This window comes from Stenotrophomonas sp. RG-453 (assembly GCF_033843685.1).
GTDB classification, from domain to species: Bacteria; Pseudomonadota; Gammaproteobacteria; order Xanthomonadales; family Xanthomonadaceae; genus Stenotrophomonas; species Stenotrophomonas bentonitica_A.
The window spans coordinates 470,038-489,229 of record NZ_JAMYED010000002.1 but is presented as its reverse complement, the minus strand read 5'-3'; the positions used below and the strand labels follow the sequence as shown (position 1 = coordinate 489,229).

Genomic DNA, 19,192 nt, shown 5'->3' with positions numbered 1-19,192 from the left:
TTACCGGGCGGCGATCAGAAACGCTGCTGGTACTTCATGTACAGGAAGCGGCCGATGTCGTAACCGCCGTAGTACGAGAACGTCGAGTTCGGCTGGGTGTACATGATCGGGCCGTACTTCTCGAACACGTTGTTGGCACCGACCGAGACGGTGGCGTCCCACGGCAGGGAGTAGCGGAACTGCACGTCGTGGAAGGTGACCGAGCCGCGCTCGTTGTAGTCACGCGAGCCGGCATACCACGGGGCCTGCACGCCGGGGTCGGAGCACTCGTCCGGTCGGGCTCGTGCGTTGATGCAGCGTTCCTTGACGCCGGAGTAGTAGCGGGCGGTCCAGCTGGCGCCGAAGTTGCCCACGTCCCAGCCCAGGGTCAGGTTGGAGCGCACGCGGAAGCCGCTGCCGATGCCGTTTTTCGTTTCGGGCACCACATCAGCGTCGTTGGTGGTGCGCTCGAGGTAGGAACTGACATAGGTCGTCGTCCATCCCGTGCTCAACTTGCCATGGCGGGTATCCAGGTGGTGGCTCAGCTCCAGGTCGTAGCCTTCGGTTTCCAGGAAACCGGAGTTGCGCCTGCCGTACGTCAACTGGTCCACGATGCCGGTGACCGGATCGCGGGTGAAGCCGCTGCAGCGCGAGGTGATGCCCTGCTCATAGCAGTCGCGCAGCATGTCGTTGGGGTGATCGTTGACGATGGTGTTGTCGATGCGGACCTTCCACCAGTCCAGCGCCACGTTGAGGTGGGGCACGAAGGACGGGCTCCAGACCAGGCCCAGCGTGCGGCTGGTCGAGGTTTCCGGCTGCAGGTCGGGGTTGGAGCCGTTGGTGAACGGCACCGGGGTCTGGTCGCTGCTGCTGGTGATCGGCACGCCGCCCTGGCGCAGCTGGCGGTAGGCGTCGGCATTGGCGATGTCGGCGGCGCACCGGGCGCGCACCTCGGCACTGCTGGCCGAGGCCCCGTAGACGGTGTCGCAGGGGTCACGGTAGCCGGTGGTGAAGGTTTCCGAACCGCCGCCATACAGATCGGAGATGGTCGGCGCGCGGAAGCCCTGCGCCCACGTGCCGCGCACCAGCAACTGCTCGATCGGCTTCCACTTGAAGCCGAACTTGCTGTTGAGGGTGGTGCCGAAGGTGCTGTAGTCCGAGTGGCGGGTGGCGGCGCTCAGGCTCAGCTCGCGCGCACCCGGCAGGTCGGCCAGGATCGGCACGCTCAGCTCCAGGTAGGCCTCATTGACCTTGTAGCCGCCCCCGGTCGGGCCGGCGGCCAGGTTGGTGGTGGCACCGCTCTGGGCCAGCGCATCGGGGATGAACTCACCGGCCTCCTTGCGCGTTTCCACGCCGAAGGCGAAGCCCAGATCACCGGCCGGCAGGGTCATCACCGTACCGGCGATGCTGGCGAACGCATTGCGGGTGGTGGTCTTGCCGCGCGTGATTTCCGGCGGGAACAGATGGTCGATCAGGGCCTGGTTGCCGCTCAGCCCATTGGGGTCGTTGCTGCCATACGGCGCCAGCGGGTTCCACGGCATGCAGCCCGCGATCGGTGCGCCCGGGACGCCACATTCCACCTTGCCGGTGGCCTCGTTGTAATACGACGGGCCGACCGCGTTCTTGACCCGTTCCTTGTGCAGATTGCCGGTCGACCGCTGCAGCAGTTCGCTGCGGTTGTACTGGTAGCCCACTTCCCAATCGAAGTACCGCTCGCCCACCTCGAAGCTGCCTTCCAGCGCGGCCACGGCGCGCCAGGTGGTCAGCTCGCTGGTGCTGACCCGCGGAACCTCCCAGGCGCGGCGGTTCCAGGCGATGTCGGTGGGGGTGTCATAGCCGTGGTGGTTGCCGAACGGATTGAACCAGCTGTCGGCCGACATCCGCCCGATACCGGCGGTGGCGGACTGCAGCGGATAGCCGGCCACCTGGCGCGTGGATGTGCGCTTGTTGTAGCCCAGCTGGGTGGTCAGGCGGATGTCATCGGTCAGGTCCAGGCGGCCATCGAGGAACAGCGAATCGCGCTTGAGCGGCGAGATCAGGTGCATCTGCTCCTGTGCGTTGCTGACATCACCGGTGAACGGGGTCAGATCGCTGAGATGGTAGTTGGCCGGGTTGGTCGGGTCGGCGCCGCGATCCAGCGAATAATTGCAGCCCGCCGCGGCGGTGCAGCCCGGGCCCCTCAGGCCAGTGATCTGGCCCCACTGGCTGAGCTGGGTCCAGTTGTCGCCGGGGTGGCGGGTGGTGTTCGGGAATTCGCTGAACCAGCGGTTGCGTGCCCAGACGCCCTTCTCTTCGGTGTGCTCGGCCGAGAAGGTCAACGAGGCGCGGTCGTTGGACCAGCCGGCCACCACATCGACACTGGTGCGCGCGCCATCGCCCTGGCTGTACTGGCCCTGGTAGACGTTGGCGGTCACGCCGCTGACGTTGCTGCGGGTGATGATGTTGATCACGCCGGCCATGGCGTCCGAGCCATAGATCGCCGAGGCGCCATCCTTCAGCACCTCCATGCGTTCGATCGCCGAGACCGGCACGCTGGAGATGTCCTGGTAGCCGCCGGTATTGATGCCCAGACGCTTGCCGTTGATCAGCACCAGAGTGCGTTGCGCGCCCAGGTTGCGCATGTCGATGTAGGTGCCGCCGGCATTTTCGCCGGCAGCGAGCACGTTGGAGCGGCTCAGCGCCGGGCTGCCGACCGCGGTCAGGTTCTGCAGGATGTCGGCAACTGAACTGAAGCCCTGCCGCTCGATGTCGGCGCGGCTGATCGCGAGCACCGGCTGGGCGGACTCGACATCGACCTGGCGGATGCGCGAGCCGGTGATCTCGATGCGGTCCAGGGTGGTCGGGGTGGCGTCCTGGGCGAGGACGGCGGTGGAAGCCAGGCCAGCGGTGCCGGCGACCAGGGCCAGGCGGATCGCCTGCCCCAGCGGGGTAGTGGATGAAGACATGATCGACTCTCTCTCTAATCGGAACGACGTCCAAGAAGTCGGCGGACCCAAGTACCGCCTTCTTCAAAAATCCAGCCCAATGAAGGCCGGTGTCCCGAGAGTAGATCGATTCGTTAAGCGTTCATGAAGGACATGTGAGGGCGTTCTCACAAATACGTCATGGGCCGTGCGTTCTGCGAATTCAGTCCACGAATTGCTGCAGACGCACGTTTGGAAGCGGGTAGAAAGCGTCAGGCAACAAAGGGGCGGAACTGCACACCGAGCCCGGCCATGCCTTCGGTTTCCCCGATCAGGTCCGCACGCAGCAGCGGACGCGCATCGATGTACGCCTGCGGCAGGATCAACGACAGGCGCGCGTCCTCGGCGGTCAATTCCAGCTTCGGCATCGGCGTGTCTTCGTGCGCGCGGTTGAGCAGCACTGCCAGGCGCAACAGGGCGGTCATGCGCCGTGCCGGTTGCAGCAGACGCTCGGGCAGCGCATCGAAGGCGGACTTGGAAATATTGCGGCGATGGCTGCGCACGAGCGCGGCGAGCAGCTGCTGTTCCTGCCGCGAGAAGCCGGCGATGTCCGAGTTCTCCAGCACGTAGCTGCCATGCACGTGGTAACCGCTGTGCGCGATCATCAGGCCAAGCTCGTGCAGGCGCGCGGACCAGCCGAGCATGCGCGCATCGTCCGGGTCCAGCTGCCAGCTTTCCTCGACCTGGGCCAGCAGGTTCATCGCGGTGTTCTCCACGCGATCGGCCTGGACGGTATCGATGCCGTAGCGCTGGGTCAGGGCCGCGACCGACTCGTCGCGCAGGTCGTTCTCGCTGGCGCGGCCGAGGATGTCGTACAGGATGCCTTCGCGCATCGCCGCCTTGCTCACCAGCAGCTTCTGCAGCCCCAGCGCCTGGAAGGCCGCCTCGAGCACCAGGATGCCGCCGGCGATGATCGGGCGGCGATCGGCGGACAGCCCCGGCAGATTGATGTCCTCGATGCGCTTGGCCTTGAGCAGCTCATCACGCAGCTGCGGCAAAGCCTCGGCGGTGATCGCGCCCTTGCTGAGCTTCATGGTGGCGCAGATTTCGCTGATCGCCTTGTGCGTGCCCGACGAGCCCAGCGCTTCGTGCCAGCCCAGCGCGCGGTACTTGTTGGCGAACTGCTGGAACTCCGCGCCGATCTCGGTCAGTGCGTCCTTCCAGCGCTTCTTGCTCAGCTTGCCGCCGGGGAAGAAGCGCCGCGTGCTGGCGATGCAGCCGGCCTGCAGGCTTTCGCGCTCCAGGGTCTGCATGCCCTGGCCGATGATGAACTCCGTGGAGCCGCCACCGATGTCGATCACCAGCCGGCGCTGGTCCGGCTTGGGCGGCTGCGCATGGGCCACGCCCAGGTAGATCAGGCGCGCCTCCTCGCGGCCGCTGACCACTTCGATGGCATGCCCGAGCGCGGTTTCGGCCGGCATCAGGAAGGCCTGCGGCGAGCGCAGCTGGCGGACCGTATTGGTGGCCAGGGCGCGGACCCGCACCGAGGGGATCGCGCGGATGCGCTGGCCGAACCGGGCCAGGCATTCCAGCGCGCGCTGGCGGGCTTCGGCGGACAGGCCGCCCTTGCCATCCAGGCCGTCGGCCATGCGTACGGTCTCGCGCAGGCGGTCGACCACCCGCAACTGCCCGAGGGTGTATCGCGCGATGACCATGTGGAAGCTGTTGGATCCCAGGTCGATGGCGGCGAGCAGGTCGCCATCCTGCAGGGCGGGCGGTGTCGTGGAGGTATGCGGCATTTGCGAATGTTAGCCGAACGGTGGGTCGCGAAGTCACCGCGCGCCCTTCACATGGGCAGGCTGCGACGACCGGTCGCATCGAAGGGGCAGGCAATGACCGCGTACCGACCAACGGTCGGTACCTACAGACCCTGCAGCAAGGCCATCTGCGCCGCATGCGGCGGCTCGTCATGGCCCGGCGTGCACTTGATGTAGCCGCCGTCGGCCTGCAGCTCCCAGGCGTTGAGGTTGTCGTCGAGGTAGTTCTGCAGCACATCGCGGTAGACCTTGCGCGCCAGCTCCGGGTCCAGGATCGGGAAACAGGTCTCGACCCGGCGCAGCAGGTTGCGTTCCAGCCAGTCCGCGCTGGCGCAGAACAGCTCCGAGGCGCCGTCATTGCCGAACCAGTAGACCCGGCTGTGCTCCAGGAAACGGCCTACGATCGAGCGCACCCGGATGTTGTCCGAGACGCCGGGCACCCCGGGGCGCAGGGTGCAGGCGCCGCGCACGATCAGGTCGATCTGCACGCCGGCCTGCGAAGCGGCATACAGCGCGCGGATCATCTGCGGTTCGTTGAGGGCGTTCATCTTGGCGATGATCCGCCCGGGGCGCCCGCTCGCAGCCAGCCGCGTTTCGCGCTCGATCCGCTGCAGCAGGCCCGGGTGCAGGGTGAAGGGCGACTGCAGCAGGCGCTTGAGCTTCATCCGCGGGGCCAGCCCGGACAACTGCTGGAACAGCAGATGCACATCGTTGCCGATGTCCGCATCGGCGGTGATCAGGCTCAGGTCGGTATACGCGCGTGCGGTGCCGCTGTGATAGTTGCCGGTACCCAGGTGGACATAGCGGCGCAGCTTGCGGCCTTCGCGGCGCACGATCAGCAGCATCTTGGCGTGGGTCTTGAACCCGACCACGCCGTAGACGACCTGCACGCCGGCTTCCTGCAGACGGTCGGCGAGGCCGAGGTTGGCCTCCTCATCGAAGCGCGCGCGCAGCTCGACCACCACGGTGACGTCCTTGCCGTTGCGGGCCGCCTGGATCAGCGCGTCCACGATCAGCGAGTCCTTGCCGGTGCGGTACAGCGTCTGCTTGATCGCCAGCACGTTGGGGTCGACGGCGGCCTGCTTGATCACATCCAGCACCGCGGTGAACGCATCGAAGGGATGGTGCAGCAGCACGTCCCGGCGCGCGACGATCTCGAAGATCCCGTCGCTGTCGCGCAGCGTGCGCGGGCTCAGGGCGGGGTACTTCAGTTCCGGCCGCTGGATCACGTCGTACAGCTGGATCACGCGGTTGAGGTTGACCGGGCCGTCGATACGGTAGACCGCGTTTTCGGTCAGCCCGAAGTTCTGCAGCAGGGTGCGCACGATGTCGCGCGGGCAGTCCTGCGCGATCTCCAGCCGGACCGCCGGGCGGTAGCCACGGTCGACCAGTTCATCGCGCAACGCCAGGGCGAGGTTCTCGACCTCTTCCTCGTCCACCACCAGCTCGGAATTGCGGGTCACGCGGAACTGGTAGGCCCCCTGGACTTCCATGCCCGGGAACATCTCATCGACGAAGGTCGACAGCACCGAGGACAGGAACACGAAGGTCTGCGGGCCGCCGAGTTGCTCCGGCAGCTGGATGATGCGCGGCAGCGAGCGCGGTGCACGCACGATCGCCAGGTGCCCGGCGCGGCCAAACGCGTCGGTGCCCTTGAGCACCACCACGATGTTCAGCGATTTGTTGAGGATCTTCGGGAACGGGTGCGAGGGATCCAGGCCGAGCGGGGACAGCACCGGCATGATCTCGTTGCGGAAATACGCGCGCAGCCAGCGTTTCTGGCGGTGGTTCCAGGAGTGCCGGCCGAGTACGTCGATGCCTGCCTCGTGCAGCGCCGGGCGCAGCGTTTCGTTCCAGCAGCGGTACTGCTGGTCCACCAGCTGTGCGGCGCGGTCGTGGATCGCATTGAGGATCGCCTGCGGCGTCATGCCATCCGGCGCCGGCGGCAGGCCGAACTCCTGCGCATGGCGCACGGCGGCCGCGCGGATCTCGAAGAACTCGTCCAGGTTGGTGCAGGAGATGCACATGAAGCGCAGGCGCTCCAGCAGCGGCACCTGCGGGTCCATGGCCTGGGCCAGCACGCGGAAATTGAAATCCAGCTGCGACAGTTCACGGTTGATGTACAGCGCCGGGTCGCGCAGCAGATCGCCGTCCACGGGTACGGCGACGGGAACAGGAGTACTCATGCGGAAAAGTCTTCGGCGGAAGGAAGGGAGGCGACCTCGGAGCGCGCACGCACCTGGTCGGCATCGAAATGGCAGGAGAACGTGCTGCCCTTGCCGACTTCGCTCTGGATGTCCAGGCGGGCATGGTGCAGCCCCAGAATGTGTTTGACGATCGACAGCCCCAGGCCGGTGCCGCCGCTCTCGCGCGAGCGGCTGCTGGACACCCGGTAGAAGCGTTCGGTCAGGCGCGGCAGATGGTTGGCCGGGATGCCGTAGCCGGTGTCACGCACCGACAGCACCACGCCATCCCCTTCGCGGGCGAACTCCACTTCCACGCGGCCACCGGCCGGGGTGTAGCGCACGGCATTGGTGACCAGGTTGGAGAACGCGCTGTGCAGTTCCTTGTTGGAGCCCTGCAGGTCCACTCCGGCCGTATCGATGATGCTGATCTGGTGGCGGCCCTGGCTGTGCGCTTCGGCTTCACGGCGCAGCGTGGCCAGCATCGGCGTCATCGCCACGGCCTCAGCTTCGGTGTGCTCCTGCGATTCCAGCCGCGACAGGGTGAGCAGGTCTTCGACCAGCTGCGCCATGCGCTGGGACTGCTTGCGCATTTCCTCCAGCATCGGGCCGGTGCCGGGGAAGTCCTCCGGGTCCATCATGTCCAGGTAGCCATGCACCACGGTCAGTGGCGTGCGCAGTTCATGCGAAACGTTGGCCACGAAGTCGCGGCGGACCTGTTCCAGCCGCAGCAGCTTGCTGACGTCTCGCGCGATCAGCAGCCAGTAGTCCGGCGAGTAGGGAATCAGGCGCAGGTTGAGGCGGATCGCCGGATCGACCGGCGAGGGCACGTCCAGGATGGGTTCGGCATTGCGGCCACCGGCCAGCCAGTGGGCCAGCGGCATCGGCTGCAGGCGTTCGACCAGCGCCTCGCCGAGATCGCCTGGATGATGCAGGCCGAGCAGCGAGGTGGCCGCTTCGTTGAACCACTGCACGCGCTGGCTGTTGCGGTCCACCACCACCACGGCATCGGGCAGTGCCGCGGCGGCGGCGCGATAACTGCGCAGCATGTCGAGCAGGCGGCGCTTGCGTGTGCGCATTTCCCACTGATTGCGGTAGAGCAGGCGGTCCAGCTCGTTCCACACGCCGGTGCCGTCGCCCATGTCCCAGCGATGGCGCGCGGTGAGCCCACGCAGCACCCGGCGCAGGCGCCAGTAATGCCAGGCCAGCGCGCCGATGGAGGCCAGTGCGATGCACATCCACACATGTCCCACTGCCAGGCCCAGCAAGCCGGCCGCGAGCAGCAGGGCGGCGAGGGTGGCCAGCGTTTTCAACCAGGCAGAACGGATGTGGCGCGGCATTGCGGTCTCGCAGAAGGTGCGGTCCTCGGACTCGATCCAAGGTTATAGCAGGAGTGGCCGGAACCAGGCATGCGCGCCAGGTCCCGGCCCGACGAGACTCAGGTCGAGGTCGAGAACCGGTAGCCGGCGCCGCGCACGGTCTGCACCATGTTCTCCGCGCCGAACGGCTCCAGCGTCTTGCGCAGGCGGCGGATGTGCACATCGATGGTGCGCTCCTCCACGTACACGCTGCCGCCCCACACGTGATCCAGCAGCTGGGCACGGGTGTACACGCGCTCAGGGTGGGTCATGAAGAAATGCAGCAGCCGGTATTCGGTCGGACCGATCGGCACCGGCTGATCGCCGGCGAAGACGCGGTGCGCGGCGCCGTCGATGCGGATCGTGCCGACCGCCACGCTGCCGTCTTCGTCATCGTCGCGGGCACGGCGCATGACCGCACGGATGCGGGCCAGCAGTTCGCGCGCCGAGAACGGCTTGACCACGTAGTCGTCGACACCGGCCTCCAGGCCACCGACGCGGTCGTTCTCTTCCCCGCGCGCGGTCAGCATGATGATCGGCACCTCGCGGGTGAGGGCTTCTTTGCGCCAGCGCCGGGCCAGGTCCAGGCCGCTGGTGCCCGGAAGCATCCAGTCCAGCAGGATCAGGTCCGGAACGCGGTCGGCGATGGCGGTCTGCGCCTCGCGGGCGTCGCCGGCATGGATCGGGTCATAGTCGCCCTTGCGCAGGGCAAAGGCGACCATTTCGCGGATCGCGGGTTCGTCATCGACGATCAGGATGCGTTTCTGCACGTGCCCACCGTATTGCTCATCAGATCGGGATTGAGCCCAGTAGACTACGGTTTCATGACAGGTTTGTGACGAGGGGGCCGTTCCCGTCGTTGACCGCCATCCCACCGTCATCCCGACCCCTTGAACGGCGCCTCAGCGGCGGTCCAGTTCCGGGTCGTCGATGCCTTGGCGGCGCATTTCCAGCACGGTCGGGGTGATGCTCTCGATCCGGGCATCGACCCGGGCCCGGCCCACGTAGTCCAGATCCGGTTGCCGCTTCAGGGCCTGCAGCTGGATCAGGGCCTGCTCCGGCCGGCCGCTGAGGAAGGCCGCCTCGGCATAGGCCTCGCTGGCCCGGGTGGTATCCCCGGCCAATTCGCTGGCGCGGGCGAAGCGCTGCTGGAAGACCGGATCATTGCCGCTTTGCGACAGCATCGGGCGCAGCATCGCCTGCGCGCGCTGGCCGGCCTCGCGCCCGCCCTGTTCATTGAGGATGGTGGCGTAGGTCAACGCGACCGGGCGGCTGCCGGGGTGCTGGCGCATCAGGGTCTCGAAACGGGCGTTGGCCTGGGCCTGCTGGCCGCTGCGCGACTCCGCCTCGCCCAGCGCCAGTGCCACCCAGACGTTGTCCGGGTGGTCGCGCAGCAGCTCGGCCAGGTCGCGGCTGGCCTGCGCGGCGGCACTGTTGCGCAGCCGGCCCAGGGCCAGCCCGTAGCGCTGTGGTTCGGTCAGCCCGTTCTTCTGCGCGCGCTGCAGGCTTTCGTATTCGCGGATGACATCGCCCGGGGTGTCGGCGCTGAGCACCCGCAGCCGCTCGCGCGCCCATTCGAACTGACCGGTGCTGCCGCGGCTGAGCGAGTTGACCGAAATCTGCATCGAGGCCGGCAGCAACGGGTTGCTCCGCCGCACCAGCGGATCGGACAACGCCGGGTCGGACGGGTTCACCCGTTCCTGCCGGACGCCGCCGGGCACCTCGGTGGTCAGCAGCACCGTGTCTTTCTTCATCTGTTCGGCGCGGGCCTTGGCCTCGCTGATGCGGGTGGTGGTGACCGGGTGGGTCTGCAGGAAGTCCGGGACGCTGTAGCCCCCCTGGTTGCCACGCATCGAGGCGGACATGCGCTCGAAGAAGCCGGCCATGGCATCCACGTCATAGCCGCTGCGGGCCAGGGTGCGGATGCCCAGGCGGTCGGCCTCGGATTCGTTGGAGCGGGTGTAATTGATCTGGCGCTGCTGCATCAGCCCCATGCCCGAAGTGATCGCGGCCATGGTGGCGTCACCGGAGGAGTTGCCGCCGGCCTGCTGCGCGGCCACGATCGCGGCAAGCATGCCGAGCAGGATCGGGATCTGGTCGCGCTGTGCGCGCTCGACGCCGCGCAGCACGTGCTGCTGGGTGACGTGGGCGATTTCGTGGGACAGCACCGCGGCGACCTCGTCCTCGCGCTCGGCGGTCAGTACCAGGCCCGCATTGACCCCGATGTAACCGCCCAGGGTCGCGAAGGCATTGATCTGCCGGTCCTTGAGCATGAAGAAGGTGTAGGACTGGCGTGGCTGGGCGCTGTTGGAGCCCAGCCGGGCGCCCATGGTCTGCAGCCAGTCATCGACCAGCGGGTCATCGAGCAGGTACCCATAGTTGCGCAGTTCGCGCAGCATCATCCCGCCGTATTCGGCCTGCCGTGCCGGGGTCAGCAGCTCGCCGGCCGAAGAACCGATGTCCGGCAGCTTGCTTTCCTGGGCCCCGGCCAGCGGTACGGCCAGGGCCAGGGTCAAGGCGGCAGAGAGCAGCAGAGGGCGCAAACGGAGCTCCTGGGGGAAGGCGGACGACAGCGTGACAGGGCCAGTGCAACCTGCAGTTAAACCACAGTGTTGCGACGGTGACGTGGAAAATCCAGCGGACCGCTACCATATACAGACCAACGTTCCGCTGTGGAGTTTCCCGTGAGCCAAGATGCTGTTTCCACCCCCGGTGGCGCTCCCGCCATCACCATCTACTCGACCGCGGTGTGCCCGTACTGCGTGGCCGCCAAGAACTTCCTGAAGAGCAAGGGCCGCGACTGGACGGAGGTCCGGATCGACCTGGACCCTGTCGAGCGCGAGAAGATGATGGCCAAGACCCGCCGCACCAGCGTGCCGCAGATCTTCGTCGGCGAGGTCCATGTGGGCGGCTACGACGACATGATGGCGCTGCACCGTGCTGGCAAGCTGGAGCCGTTGCTGGCCGGGCAGGACCCGGCATGAGCGCGGCCGACGACGGCAGCAAGGACCGTATCGCCGAATTCACCGAGTTCCGCCAGCGCATGAATCAGCGCATCCTGGGCGAACCCAACCAGGTCGTGCGCCGCTTCTTCGCGCTGGACACCCAGACCTACCAGGCCGGCGCGCTGGATGTGAAGACCAAGGAGCTGCTGGGCCTGGTCGCCTCGATGGTGCTGCGCTGCGATGACTGCATCAGCTACCACGTGGCCCAGTGCAAGGACGCCGGCGTGACCCGTGAGGAGTTCTTCGAGACCTTCTCGGTCGGCCTGGTGGTCGGCGGCTCGATCGTGATCCCGCACCTGCGCCGCGCGGTCGATTTCCTGGACCAGCTCGAAGGCGGCGCCGAAGCGCCGGCCGTTCACGAGCATTGAGGTCGGGGCCGACCCGGCCCCACCGAGGTAGAGCCGACCGTTGGTCGGCTGCTTGGGCGCCCCGACGATATCGGCGCCCGGCAGTGCGCTGTTCATGTTCTAGATCCCGTTCCACCGACCAACGGTCGGTGGCTACCCCGTCGTTCAGCCCACCCCTGGTTGCCGGCCAGCGGCCGGCACTACCGATCGCGTGTCTTGAGCACAGCCCCCTTCTGTTGATGGCGGCGCGCCAACGGCGCGGGGAGAGGGGGAATGCGCGGGCAATGCTGCCTTGCCCGCCTAAGACCAATGGCCCATTTGGGGTCCATCGGGCGGGTAAGGCATAATTGCCGATGAAACTTCCCTTGCGCCCGCGCTTCGCGCACCTCACGGATGGCGCTCCCCCCTCGGTTCGGAATACACATCAATGACGCAGAAAATCACGGTCATCCGCGGTGACGGCATCGGCCCGGAGATCATGGACGCTACCCTGTTCGTGCTCGGCAAGCTGGACACCGGCTTTGAATATGAAGACGCCGACGCGGGCCTGGTCGCGCTGGAGAAGCACGGCGATCTGATGCCGGCGGCCACGCTGGAATCGATCGCACGCAACAAGATCGCGCTGAAGAGCCCGCTGACCACGCCGGTCGGTGGTGGCTTCACCTCGATCAACGTCAGCCTGCGTCGCCACTTCGACCTGTACGCCAACGTGCGTCCGGCGGTGTCCTTCCCGAACACCAAGTCGCGTTTCGGCGACGGCGTGGACCTGATCACCGTCCGTGAGAACACCGAAGGCGCGTACCTGGCCGAAGGCCAGGAAGTGTCGGCCGATGGCGAGACCGCCTTCTCCGGCACCCGCATCACCCGCAAGGGCTCCGAGCGCATCGTGCGCTACGCCTTCGAGCTGGCCCGCAGCACCGGCCGCAAGAAGGTCACCGCCGTGCACAAGGCCAACATCATCAAGTCGACCTCGGGCCTGTTCCTGGCCGTGGCGCGTGAAGTGGCCGCCAAGTACCCGGACATCGAGTTCCAGGAAATGATCGTCGACAACTGCTGCATGCAGCTGGTGATGCGTCCGGAACAGTTCGATGTGATCGTGACCACCAACCTGTTCGGCGACATCATCTCCGACCTGTGTGCCGGTCTGGTCGGCGGCCTGGGCCTGGCCCCGGGCGCCAACATCGGTGAGAACGCGGCGATCTTCGAAGCCGTGCACGGCACCGCGCCGGACATCGCCGGCCAGGGCAAGGCCAATCCGTGCGCGCTGCTGCTGGCCGCCGCACAGATGCTGGACCATGTCGGCCAGGTCGACAACGCCGAGCGCCTGCGCAAGGCCATCGTGGCCACGCTGGAAGCCAAGGACTCGCTGACCGGCGACCTGGGTGGCACCGGCAACACCATGGGCTTCGCCCAGGCCATCGCCAGCCGCCTGTAAGCGGCCGGCGCTCTTGCTGGGTGCTGTCCCAGGCGGTAGCCAGGCAACGCTGCGCATTGTTGAAGACGGGCCGTCCTTGTACGGCCCGTCTGCGTTTTAAAGTGCGGCTTTTCACCGACAGGATTTTTGCAGATGCCTGATGCGGCTGTGTGGGTGGTGGCGGCTGTTGCCGTCTATGCGATTGGCGTAGGCATCTACTTCGTCTTCTGCTGGCCCTGGTCCCGTTCGCAGCGCGCGTTGCGTCGCCTGCGGACGCATGGGGTCTCCATCCGCAACCTGCGGCACAGCGAAGCGCGCGCGCTGCAGTTGATCGAATATCCGGCGGGGGCGCCGGTGTACCGGCTGGAGGGCGCCTGCGCGGAGTTCATCATCAGGGGCAAGAATGGGGCAGCGCATGTGCAGACCCTCGCAGGGGTGCCGGTGAAGTACCCGGCGGGCCTGGAACGTGCCGTGCGCGCTGGCAGCAACGCTGCCGACGTGGTGCCAGGGCGAAAGGACGCGGTGATCGTGCGGCTCAATGGCGTCACGCTGGCGTCGTCGAGTCGAGCCCTGCGCGGCTGATCGTTTACGGGCGCCCCAACGAAAAGCAGTCGCGCCTGGCGCGACTCCACACGAACGGTCGGTTCGAAATCTGCACAGATCATGTGTCAATCCATGGCTGGTTCGTGCGCCATCCGCCTCGCATCCTGTGCCCACTTTCCATCGCACAGGAGTCGTCCCATGAACCTCACGGCCTTCGGCCTGGCCAGCCTGATCGGCATGGCTGCCACCGCTCCGGTTGTTGCCGCTGAACCGTCCCATCCCACCATCCGCCACATGGCGGGTGCCCCGGTGCCCGCCTCGCTCGACGCAGCGAAGACCGCGGTGCTGGTGATCGACTTCCAGAACGAATACTTCGATGCCCGTGCCGCGCCAGGTTTCGCCGGCGGCCGCATGGTCATTCCCGACGGCATGGCCGCACTGCGCCAGACCCGCCGCGTGGTCGACTTCGCCGATGCCCACGGCATCCGCGTCATCCACGTGCAGCATGTGCTGCCGGCGGGCGCGCCGCTGTTCGCGCAGGGGAGTGTCAACGTCGCCTTCCATCGCGACATGCAGCCGCGCAGTGGCGAAACCGTCATCCAGAAGGACAACGTCAGTGTGTTCGCCGGCGCCTCGGCTGCGGCGCTGGATACGGTGCTCAAGCAGGCCGGCATCGACACGTTGATCATCACCGGCCTGCAGACCCATGCCTGCGTCGTCGGGGCCGCCCGCGACGCGGCTGCCGCGCCGCGCGGCTACCGTGTCCTCGTGGCGTCCGATGCCAGCGCCAGTCGCGACCTCGACCTGGCCGACGGCACGCGCATCGGCCACCGCGCACTGCACGAGGCGTCCCTGGCGCAGATCGAGGATGCGTTCGGCGATGTCATGGCCACCGACGCGATCCTGGCCCTGCCGGTCCGCGAGGCGGGCAAGGGCGCTTGATAAGCTGGCCAGGCCCGCATCCGGCGGGTCCTGCCACTCGCCTGGAGCTGACTGCCGATGGATCACTTCGCCGCCCTGCGCGCGCTGCGCGCCATCGTCGAGGCCGGCAGCTTCAGTGCGGCCGCAGAGCGGCAGGGAACCACCCACTCCTCCCTGTCGCGGCAACTGCGGCAGCTGGAAGAGCACCTGCAGGTCCGGTTGCTCGATCGCACCACCCGGCGGCTGTCGCTGACCGAGGCCGGGCGCGACTATTACCGCGATGCCGTAGCCCTGCTTGAGCGGCTGGAGCTGGCCGACGACCGCGCCCGCGCGGGCCAGGCAGCGCCGAGCGGGCGCCTGCGCATCAGCGTGCCGCAGGTGGTGGCCAGCCAGGAATTGCCGCAGTGGCTGCCGGGGTTCCTGGCCCGCTATCCGCAGGTAAGCCTGGATCTGTCGGCCAACGACCAGCTGGTGGACGTGGTCGGCGGTGGCTTCGACATGGCGCTTCGCATTGCCGCCAGCCTGCCTGACAGCCAACTGGTGGCCCGCGAGCTGGCGTGCTGCCCGCGCATCCTGGTGGCCGCACCGGCTTACCTGGCCCGGCACGCCCTGCCGCGCCAGGTGGCGGACCTTCCGGCGCACACGCTGCTGGCGTTCCAGCCCGGCGCGGCCAGTACCGCTTGGCACCTGCAGGGCCCGCGGGGCGCGCAGGCCAGCGTGGAGGCCGGCCAACGGCTGCGCGTGGACGCCACGCCCGCCCTCTATGCCGCAGTGCGGGCCGGCATGGGTATCAGCCTGTTCACCGCGTTGACCGTGCAGGACGATCTGCGCGCCGGTCGCCTGATCCATGTGTTGCCCGGCTGGCATGCCGGGCAGCGCCGCTACTTCGCGCTGTATCCGCACGCACGTTCGCTGGCGCCAAAGGTGCGCGCGCTGGTGGAGCATCTGGCCGCGCATTACGCAGGGCAAGCCGGCGCGGCGGCCTAGTACCCTGCCAGGCGCTCCGGCCGGGGCTTGCCGGGGCGCCATGCGGGCGCATGAAAAAGGGCGCCCGAAGGCGCCCCTGATGCTTGCCTGGCCAGTGGCTCAGCGCTGCTGGATCTTGGAGAGCAGGCGCAGGAATTCCACGTACAACCACACCAGCGTGACCATCAGGCCGAACGCGCCGTACCACTCCATGTACTTCGGGGCGTGTGCGGCGGCACCGGTTTCGATGAAGTCGAAATCCAGCATCAGGTTCAGCGCGGCCACCGCCACCACGAACAGGCTGAAGGCGATGCCCAGCAGGCTGGCATCGTGGATCACCGGCACGTTGATGTTGAAGAAGCTCAGCACGAAGGAGGCCAGGTACACCAGCGCGATGCCACCGGTGGCGGCGAACACGCCCATCTTGAACTTCTCGGTGACCTTGATCACGCCACTGCGGTACAGCATCAGCAGCGCGAACAGGGTGCCGAAGGTCAGCAGCACCGCCTGGAACACGATGCCTGGGAACTTCATGTTGAACACGGCCGAGATCGCACCGAGGAAGAAGCCTTCCACCAGGGCATACATCGGCGCAGTGACGGGCGACCATTCCTTCTTGAACACGGTGACGAGTGCCAGGATCAGCCCGCCCACCGCGCCGCCGATGGTGTACATCATCGCGCTGGAGGACACCTGCCCATAGGCATCTACCGACTGGCTCCACGCGAACGCGGCCGTCAGCACGGTGAGCAGCAACAGGATGCCGGTCTTGTTGACGGTGCCGTTGATGGTCATCGCCTGGTCGGGGCGGGCCACGACCGAGCCGCTGGCCAGGTCGAGGAAGGTCGACTCGGAAAGTGCGGGATTGCCGCTGCGCATTGCCAATCTCCTTGATGGGGTAGGGGGCTGGCCATCCGGCCACTGACCCGAGCATAGCCGAAGCGACCCTCGCCAATGGCGACAGGTGAATTGATGTGTGAAAACCGTTGACAGATGCCACGCCGATTCCCACAATAGGCGGCTCTTTCGGGGGGAACCCCGGAGGGAAACAAACCGCCGGGGTATAGCGCAGTCTGGTAGCGCGCCTGCTTTGGGAGCAGGATGTCGGGGGTTCGAATCCCTCTACCCCGACCAAGCCCGCTGCTCAAACCGGGATTGGAATGCGACAATCCGGATCGAGCGCCCGTAGCTCAACTGGATAGAGCACCGGCCTTCTAAGCCGGCGGTTACAGGTTCGATTCCTGTCGGGCGCGCCATTCGGTGCAAGCGGTAGGAAGCAAGGTTTTCAGTGGTGGCTGTAGCTCAGTTGGTTAGAGTTCCGGATTGTGATTCCGGTGGTCGGGGGTTCGAGTCCCCTCAGCCACCCCACTGATTCAAACTGGTTCATCGAAAGTGAACCAGGGTTGCAAAAGGCAGCACACACGCTACAATGTGCGCCTAAGTTTTTCAGGGCTGTTAGCTCAGTTGGTAGAGCAGTTGACTCTTAATCAATAGGTCCAAGGTTCGAATCCTTGACAGCCCACCAAGACAGAAGCCATCGGGTCCGCCCGGTGGCTTTTTTCTTGTTGGCGACACGTTGAACCGGTGGCGCATTGGCGGTCCACCGCCGCCATTGGCCATCCATTCAAATAAAACGCTTGCGTCGCGCGCAGGAAACCCTGCATAATTCGCCTCCCGATTTTCGGGCTGTTAGCTCAGTTGGTAGAGCAGTTGACTCTTAATCAATAGGTCCAAGGTTCGAATCCTTGACAGCCCACCAAGACAGAAGCCGCCTGGTCCGCCAGGCGGCTTTTTTCTTTTCCGGGCGTGCGTATCTGAAAGCCTCCTGAAACCGGGGTCGAACGCGACACGCAGCGTTTCCAAGCTGCGCGACAGCGCACGGATCGCAACCGGCAATCAGGTTCCACTCGACGGACCGCGCTTAGGCGCCCATCGAGGTACGCCCATCATGATTCTCCGGATCCTTGCCGCCGTGGCGTTGACCGCCTGCGCGGCCACGGCCGCCACGGCTGCCGAAACGCCCGCCCACGCATCGCTCGAGCCGGTCCTGGCCGGTTATGCCACGACCGTGATCCGCCACACTCTTCCTCCTGGCGGTTTCCAGCCGGCCAAGCCACTGCCCCGTGTCTCCATGCAGGATGCGCCCCAGGCCGAGGAACGCCAGGCGCTGGCGAAAGGGCCGCTGCTTCCCGGCGTGGCGCTGCCGGCGCGATAGCCGCTGATCCGCGGGTAGGGCACGCGCTTCACCTCGTTAAGCGACATGACGACCTTCCGCTTTCCGGCCCCGCCTGCAACAATGTGCGCCTGGGCTTTCAGGCTCGCGAAAGTGGCGGAATTGGTAGACGCCCTGGATTTAGGTTCCAGTGACTGAGAGGTCGTAGGGGTTCGAGTCCCCTCTTTCGCACCAATTGGCCGTGCCCGGATCGCCCTAAGCCTTTGAAAAATAAGCTGGCGACGGTTAGTAGTGCTATTGGATTCCCGACTTGGCAATTGATCCCTGTCTCGGAACGTCACCTAGTACGCTCGATGAGGCGGGGAGGCGGAATTGCTCCAGCGCGGACATCCCTTGCAGCGATTGCTCGGCGAGGACCTTGGCGTAAACCGAGGAGGTCGTCTGGATGTCGCGGTGACCCAGCCACTCCTGCACCAGCTTGATGTTGCCGGTCGCAAGCAGCAGGCGGGTCGCGCAGGAGTGGCGCAGCGCATGGGGCACGCACTCCTTCTCGTTAGCGAGATGTGTCCCCTTGATGGCCCACTGCCACATGCGGGTCGCCCTGGTCCGATTGAGCATTGAGAAGGGACCTTCGGCGGTGGTGCCGTGGGCCTCCCTCCGACGCCGCAGGACCTCCGCCACGCGGGCGGTGCAGGGTAGGGTGCGGGGTCGCCCCTTCTTGAGCGTCTCGTGCCGCCAGAAGCGCACATGGAGGCGGCCGCTTTGCTCCACTACCTCAGACCAGCGGATGCCGATGGCCTGGCTCATGCGACAGCCCAAGTCAGCCAGGCAGATGAAGAGGTCGCGGTAGTCGGCACCATCGCGCACCCGAGGGTGTCCCCCGGCCGGTCCGTTCGGGAGGGTGTCCCAATCCAGCAGCCGCCGCAGGATCATTTCCTCGTCGTCCACCGTGAGGACGAAGGTGCGGGCGTTGTCGCGCTCGTCGGCCAGCCGGTACTCAGGCACCTCGCCCACGTAGCGCCCGGCCTTCCGCTCGCGTTTCAGTACCGCGAGGAGGCACTGCATCTTACGGTTGACGGTGGCGGGGGCCGCGCCCTCCTCGCGCATCCGCTTCGCCATGTTGTTCACGGCGGCCTGATCGATGGCGTTGACCGGCTGATCCGCTCCGAGATAGGCCTGGACCACCTTGCAGTTGATCTTGATGGTTTCCAAGGAGCGCTTGCCGCCCCAATGGTTCGGGTCGGCCAAGGCCTCATCCATCGCGGCCTTAAGGGTGCGCGCTCGGGCATTGGCCTTCGCCACTGCGAGCTGCGCGGAGCGCGTCTTGCCGCGGATGAGTTCGCGCAGCGCGTCCTCCGGGATCTCGGGGTCATCGCGCAGGGCGTCGAGGACCGATTGCTCTTTGCGCTCGGCTGCTACGCGGTCGCGGGTGCCGGTGGACAGGCGCACGCGCCGGTATCCGTCCTGCACGTCGAGCATGTAGTAGCGCTTATCGGGTGCGCCATCCTTAGGCGCTGTCCCTTTGAGGCGAAGGGCCATTTTTGTGTCTCCAGAAAAAGAAAAAGCCCGCACTAGGCGGGCCT

General features: G+C 66.5%; 15 protein-coding genes and 6 tRNA genes. 13 read left to right on the top strand and 8 right to left on the bottom strand.

The window, feature by feature from the left end:
* Positions 1-14: 14 nt before the first annotated feature.
* The 6 genes from NJD74_RS04950 to NJD74_RS04925 all read right to left on the bottom strand — a co-directional run bounded on the left by NJD74_RS04950 (position 15) and on the right by NJD74_RS04925 (position 10,783).
* A complete protein-coding gene (locus NJD74_RS04950; RefSeq protein ID WP_070473750.1) occupies positions 15-2,924 on the bottom strand; it encodes a TonB-dependent receptor in 2,910 nt (969 codons plus the stop codon).
* Between the two features lie 230 nt (positions 2,925-3,154).
* Complete coding sequence (ppx, locus tag NJD74_RS04945) at positions 3,155-4,681, bottom strand: exopolyphosphatase (protein ID WP_019185818.1); 1,527 nt, start codon at positions 4,679-4,681, stop codon at positions 3,155-3,157.
* 122 nt (positions 4,682-4,803) lie between these two features.
* The gene (ppk1, locus tag NJD74_RS04940; protein ID WP_019185817.1) at positions 4,804-6,885 is read right to left on the bottom strand and encodes a polyphosphate kinase 1; all 2,082 of its coding nucleotides are present in this window, start codon (positions 6,883-6,885) and stop codon (positions 4,804-4,806) included.
* On the bottom strand, positions 6,882-8,222 hold the full coding sequence (phoR, locus tag NJD74_RS04935) for a phosphate regulon sensor histidine kinase PhoR (protein ID WP_070473754.1): 1,341 nt from the start codon (positions 8,220-8,222) through the stop codon (positions 6,882-6,884). The genes ppk1 and phoR overlap by 4 nt, the downstream gene beginning before the upstream one ends.
* Before the next feature lie 98 nt (positions 8,223-8,320).
* Complete coding sequence (phoB, locus tag NJD74_RS04930; RefSeq protein WP_019185815.1) at positions 8,321-9,010, bottom strand: phosphate regulon transcriptional regulator PhoB; 690 nt, start codon at positions 9,008-9,010, stop codon at positions 8,321-8,323.
* A 132-nt stretch (positions 9,011-9,142) separates the two neighbouring features.
* Positions 9,143-10,783, bottom strand: coding sequence for a M48 family metalloprotease (locus tag NJD74_RS04925; RefSeq protein WP_070426710.1), 1,641 nt, complete (start codon positions 10,781-10,783; stop codon positions 9,143-9,145).
* A 141-nt stretch (positions 10,784-10,924) separates the two neighbouring features.
* On the opposite strand from NJD74_RS04925, the gene grxC reads away from it, so the two are divergent.
* From grxC to NJD74_RS04895, 6 genes are all read left to right on the top strand, one after another.
* Positions 10,925-11,224 carry a glutaredoxin 3 gene (gene grxC / locus NJD74_RS04920; protein ID WP_019185813.1) on the top strand — a complete coding sequence of 100 codons (300 nt, stop codon included), beginning with the start codon at positions 10,925-10,927 and terminating at the stop codon, positions 11,222-11,224.
* Positions 11,221-11,613: a carboxymuconolactone decarboxylase family protein gene (locus tag NJD74_RS04915; RefSeq protein WP_019185812.1), complete on the top strand. Its 393-nt coding sequence runs from the start codon at positions 11,221-11,223 to the stop codon at positions 11,611-11,613. Before grxC ends, NJD74_RS04915 begins: the two co-directional genes overlap by 4 nt.
* A gap of 406 nt (positions 11,614-12,019) precedes the next feature.
* Entirely contained in the window at positions 12,020-13,027 is a 1,008-nt protein-coding gene (locus NJD74_RS04910; protein ID WP_292053412.1) for an isocitrate dehydrogenase, read from the top strand.
* Between the two features lie 132 nt (positions 13,028-13,159).
* Positions 13,160-13,588 carry a hypothetical protein gene (locus tag NJD74_RS04905; RefSeq protein ID WP_019185810.1) on the top strand — a complete coding sequence of 143 codons (429 nt, stop codon included), beginning with the start codon at positions 13,160-13,162 and terminating at the stop codon, positions 13,586-13,588.
* A 159-nt stretch (positions 13,589-13,747) separates the two neighbouring features.
* A complete protein-coding gene (locus NJD74_RS04900; protein ID WP_319623788.1) occupies positions 13,748-14,491 on the top strand; it encodes an isochorismatase family cysteine hydrolase in 744 nt (247 codons plus the stop codon).
* A gap of 57 nt (positions 14,492-14,548) precedes the next feature.
* On the top strand, positions 14,549-15,457 hold the full coding sequence (locus NJD74_RS04895; RefSeq protein ID WP_070473760.1) for a LysR family transcriptional regulator: 909 nt from the start codon (positions 14,549-14,551) through the stop codon (positions 15,455-15,457).
* A gap of 99 nt (positions 15,458-15,556) precedes the next feature.
* Here NJD74_RS04895 and NJD74_RS04890 read toward each other — a convergent pair whose 3' ends face one another.
* Complete coding sequence (locus NJD74_RS04890) at positions 15,557-16,315, bottom strand: Bax inhibitor-1/YccA family protein (RefSeq protein WP_319623787.1); 759 nt, start codon at positions 16,313-16,315, stop codon at positions 15,557-15,559.
* A gap of 178 nt (positions 16,316-16,493) precedes the next feature.
* On the opposite strand from NJD74_RS04890, the gene NJD74_RS04885 reads away from it, so the two are divergent.
* From NJD74_RS04885 to NJD74_RS04855, 7 genes are all read left to right on the top strand, one after another.
* Positions 16,494-16,570 (top strand) — tRNA-Pro (locus NJD74_RS04885).
* A gap of 45 nt (positions 16,571-16,615) precedes the next feature.
* Positions 16,616-16,692, top strand: a tRNA-Arg gene (locus tag NJD74_RS04880).
* Positions 16,693-16,727: 35 nt separating this feature from the next.
* Positions 16,728-16,804: transfer RNA gene (locus NJD74_RS04875), tRNA-His, on the top strand.
* Between the two features lie 81 nt (positions 16,805-16,885).
* Positions 16,886-16,961, top strand: a tRNA-Lys gene (locus NJD74_RS04870).
* A gap of 158 nt (positions 16,962-17,119) precedes the next feature.
* Positions 17,120-17,195 (top strand) — tRNA-Lys (locus tag NJD74_RS04865).
* 189 nt (positions 17,196-17,384) lie between these two features.
* Positions 17,385-17,651: a hypothetical protein gene (locus NJD74_RS04860; RefSeq protein ID WP_019185806.1), complete on the top strand. Its 267-nt coding sequence runs from the start codon at positions 17,385-17,387 to the stop codon at positions 17,649-17,651.
* 105 nt (positions 17,652-17,756) lie between these two features.
* Positions 17,757-17,843: transfer RNA gene (locus NJD74_RS04855), tRNA-Leu, on the top strand.
* 60 nt (positions 17,844-17,903) lie between these two features.
* Here the strand turns inward: NJD74_RS04855 and NJD74_RS04850 are convergent.
* Positions 17,904-19,148 (bottom strand): site-specific integrase, encoded by a 1,245-nt coding sequence (locus tag NJD74_RS04850; RefSeq protein WP_319623786.1) that lies wholly within the window; start codon positions 19,146-19,148, stop codon positions 17,904-17,906.
* Between the last annotated feature and the right edge of the window lie 44 nt (positions 19,149-19,192).

What these genes read in the sequence shown, in the direction of transcription:
- NJD74_RS04950 (WP_070473750.1), bottom strand. Translation starts at nt 2,924, where the DNA reads ATGTCTTCATCCACTACCCCGCTGGGGCAGGCGATCCGCCTGGCCCTG.
- ppx (WP_019185818.1), bottom strand. Translation starts at nt 4,681, where the DNA reads ATGCCGCATACCTCCACGACACCGCCCGCCCTGCAGGATGGCGACCTG.
- ppk1 (WP_019185817.1), bottom strand. Translation starts at nt 6,885, where the DNA reads ATGAGTACTCCTGTTCCCGTCGCCGTACCCGTGGACGGCGATCTGCTG.
- phoR (WP_070473754.1), bottom strand. Translation starts at nt 8,222, where the DNA reads ATGCCGCGCCACATCCGTTCTGCCTGGTTGAAAACGCTGGCCACCCTC.
- NJD74_RS04915 (WP_019185812.1), top strand. Translation starts at nt 11,221, where the DNA reads ATGAGCGCGGCCGACGACGGCAGCAAGGACCGTATCGCCGAATTCACC.
- NJD74_RS04910 (WP_292053412.1), top strand. Translation starts at nt 12,020, where the DNA reads ATGACGCAGAAAATCACGGTCATCCGCGGTGACGGCATCGGCCCGGAG.
- NJD74_RS04905 (WP_019185810.1), top strand. Translation starts at nt 13,160, where the DNA reads ATGCCTGATGCGGCTGTGTGGGTGGTGGCGGCTGTTGCCGTCTATGCG.
- NJD74_RS04900 (WP_319623788.1), top strand. Translation starts at nt 13,748, where the DNA reads ATGAACCTCACGGCCTTCGGCCTGGCCAGCCTGATCGGCATGGCTGCC.
- NJD74_RS04895 (WP_070473760.1), top strand. Translation starts at nt 14,549, where the DNA reads ATGGATCACTTCGCCGCCCTGCGCGCGCTGCGCGCCATCGTCGAGGCC.
- NJD74_RS04890 (WP_319623787.1), bottom strand. Translation starts at nt 16,315, where the DNA reads ATGCGCAGCGGCAATCCCGCACTTTCCGAGTCGACCTTCCTCGACCTG.
- NJD74_RS04860 (WP_019185806.1), top strand. Translation starts at nt 17,385, where the DNA reads ATGATTCTCCGGATCCTTGCCGCCGTGGCGTTGACCGCCTGCGCGGCC.
- NJD74_RS04850 (WP_319623786.1), bottom strand. Translation starts at nt 19,148, where the DNA reads ATGGCCCTTCGCCTCAAAGGGACAGCGCCTAAGGATGGCGCACCCGAT.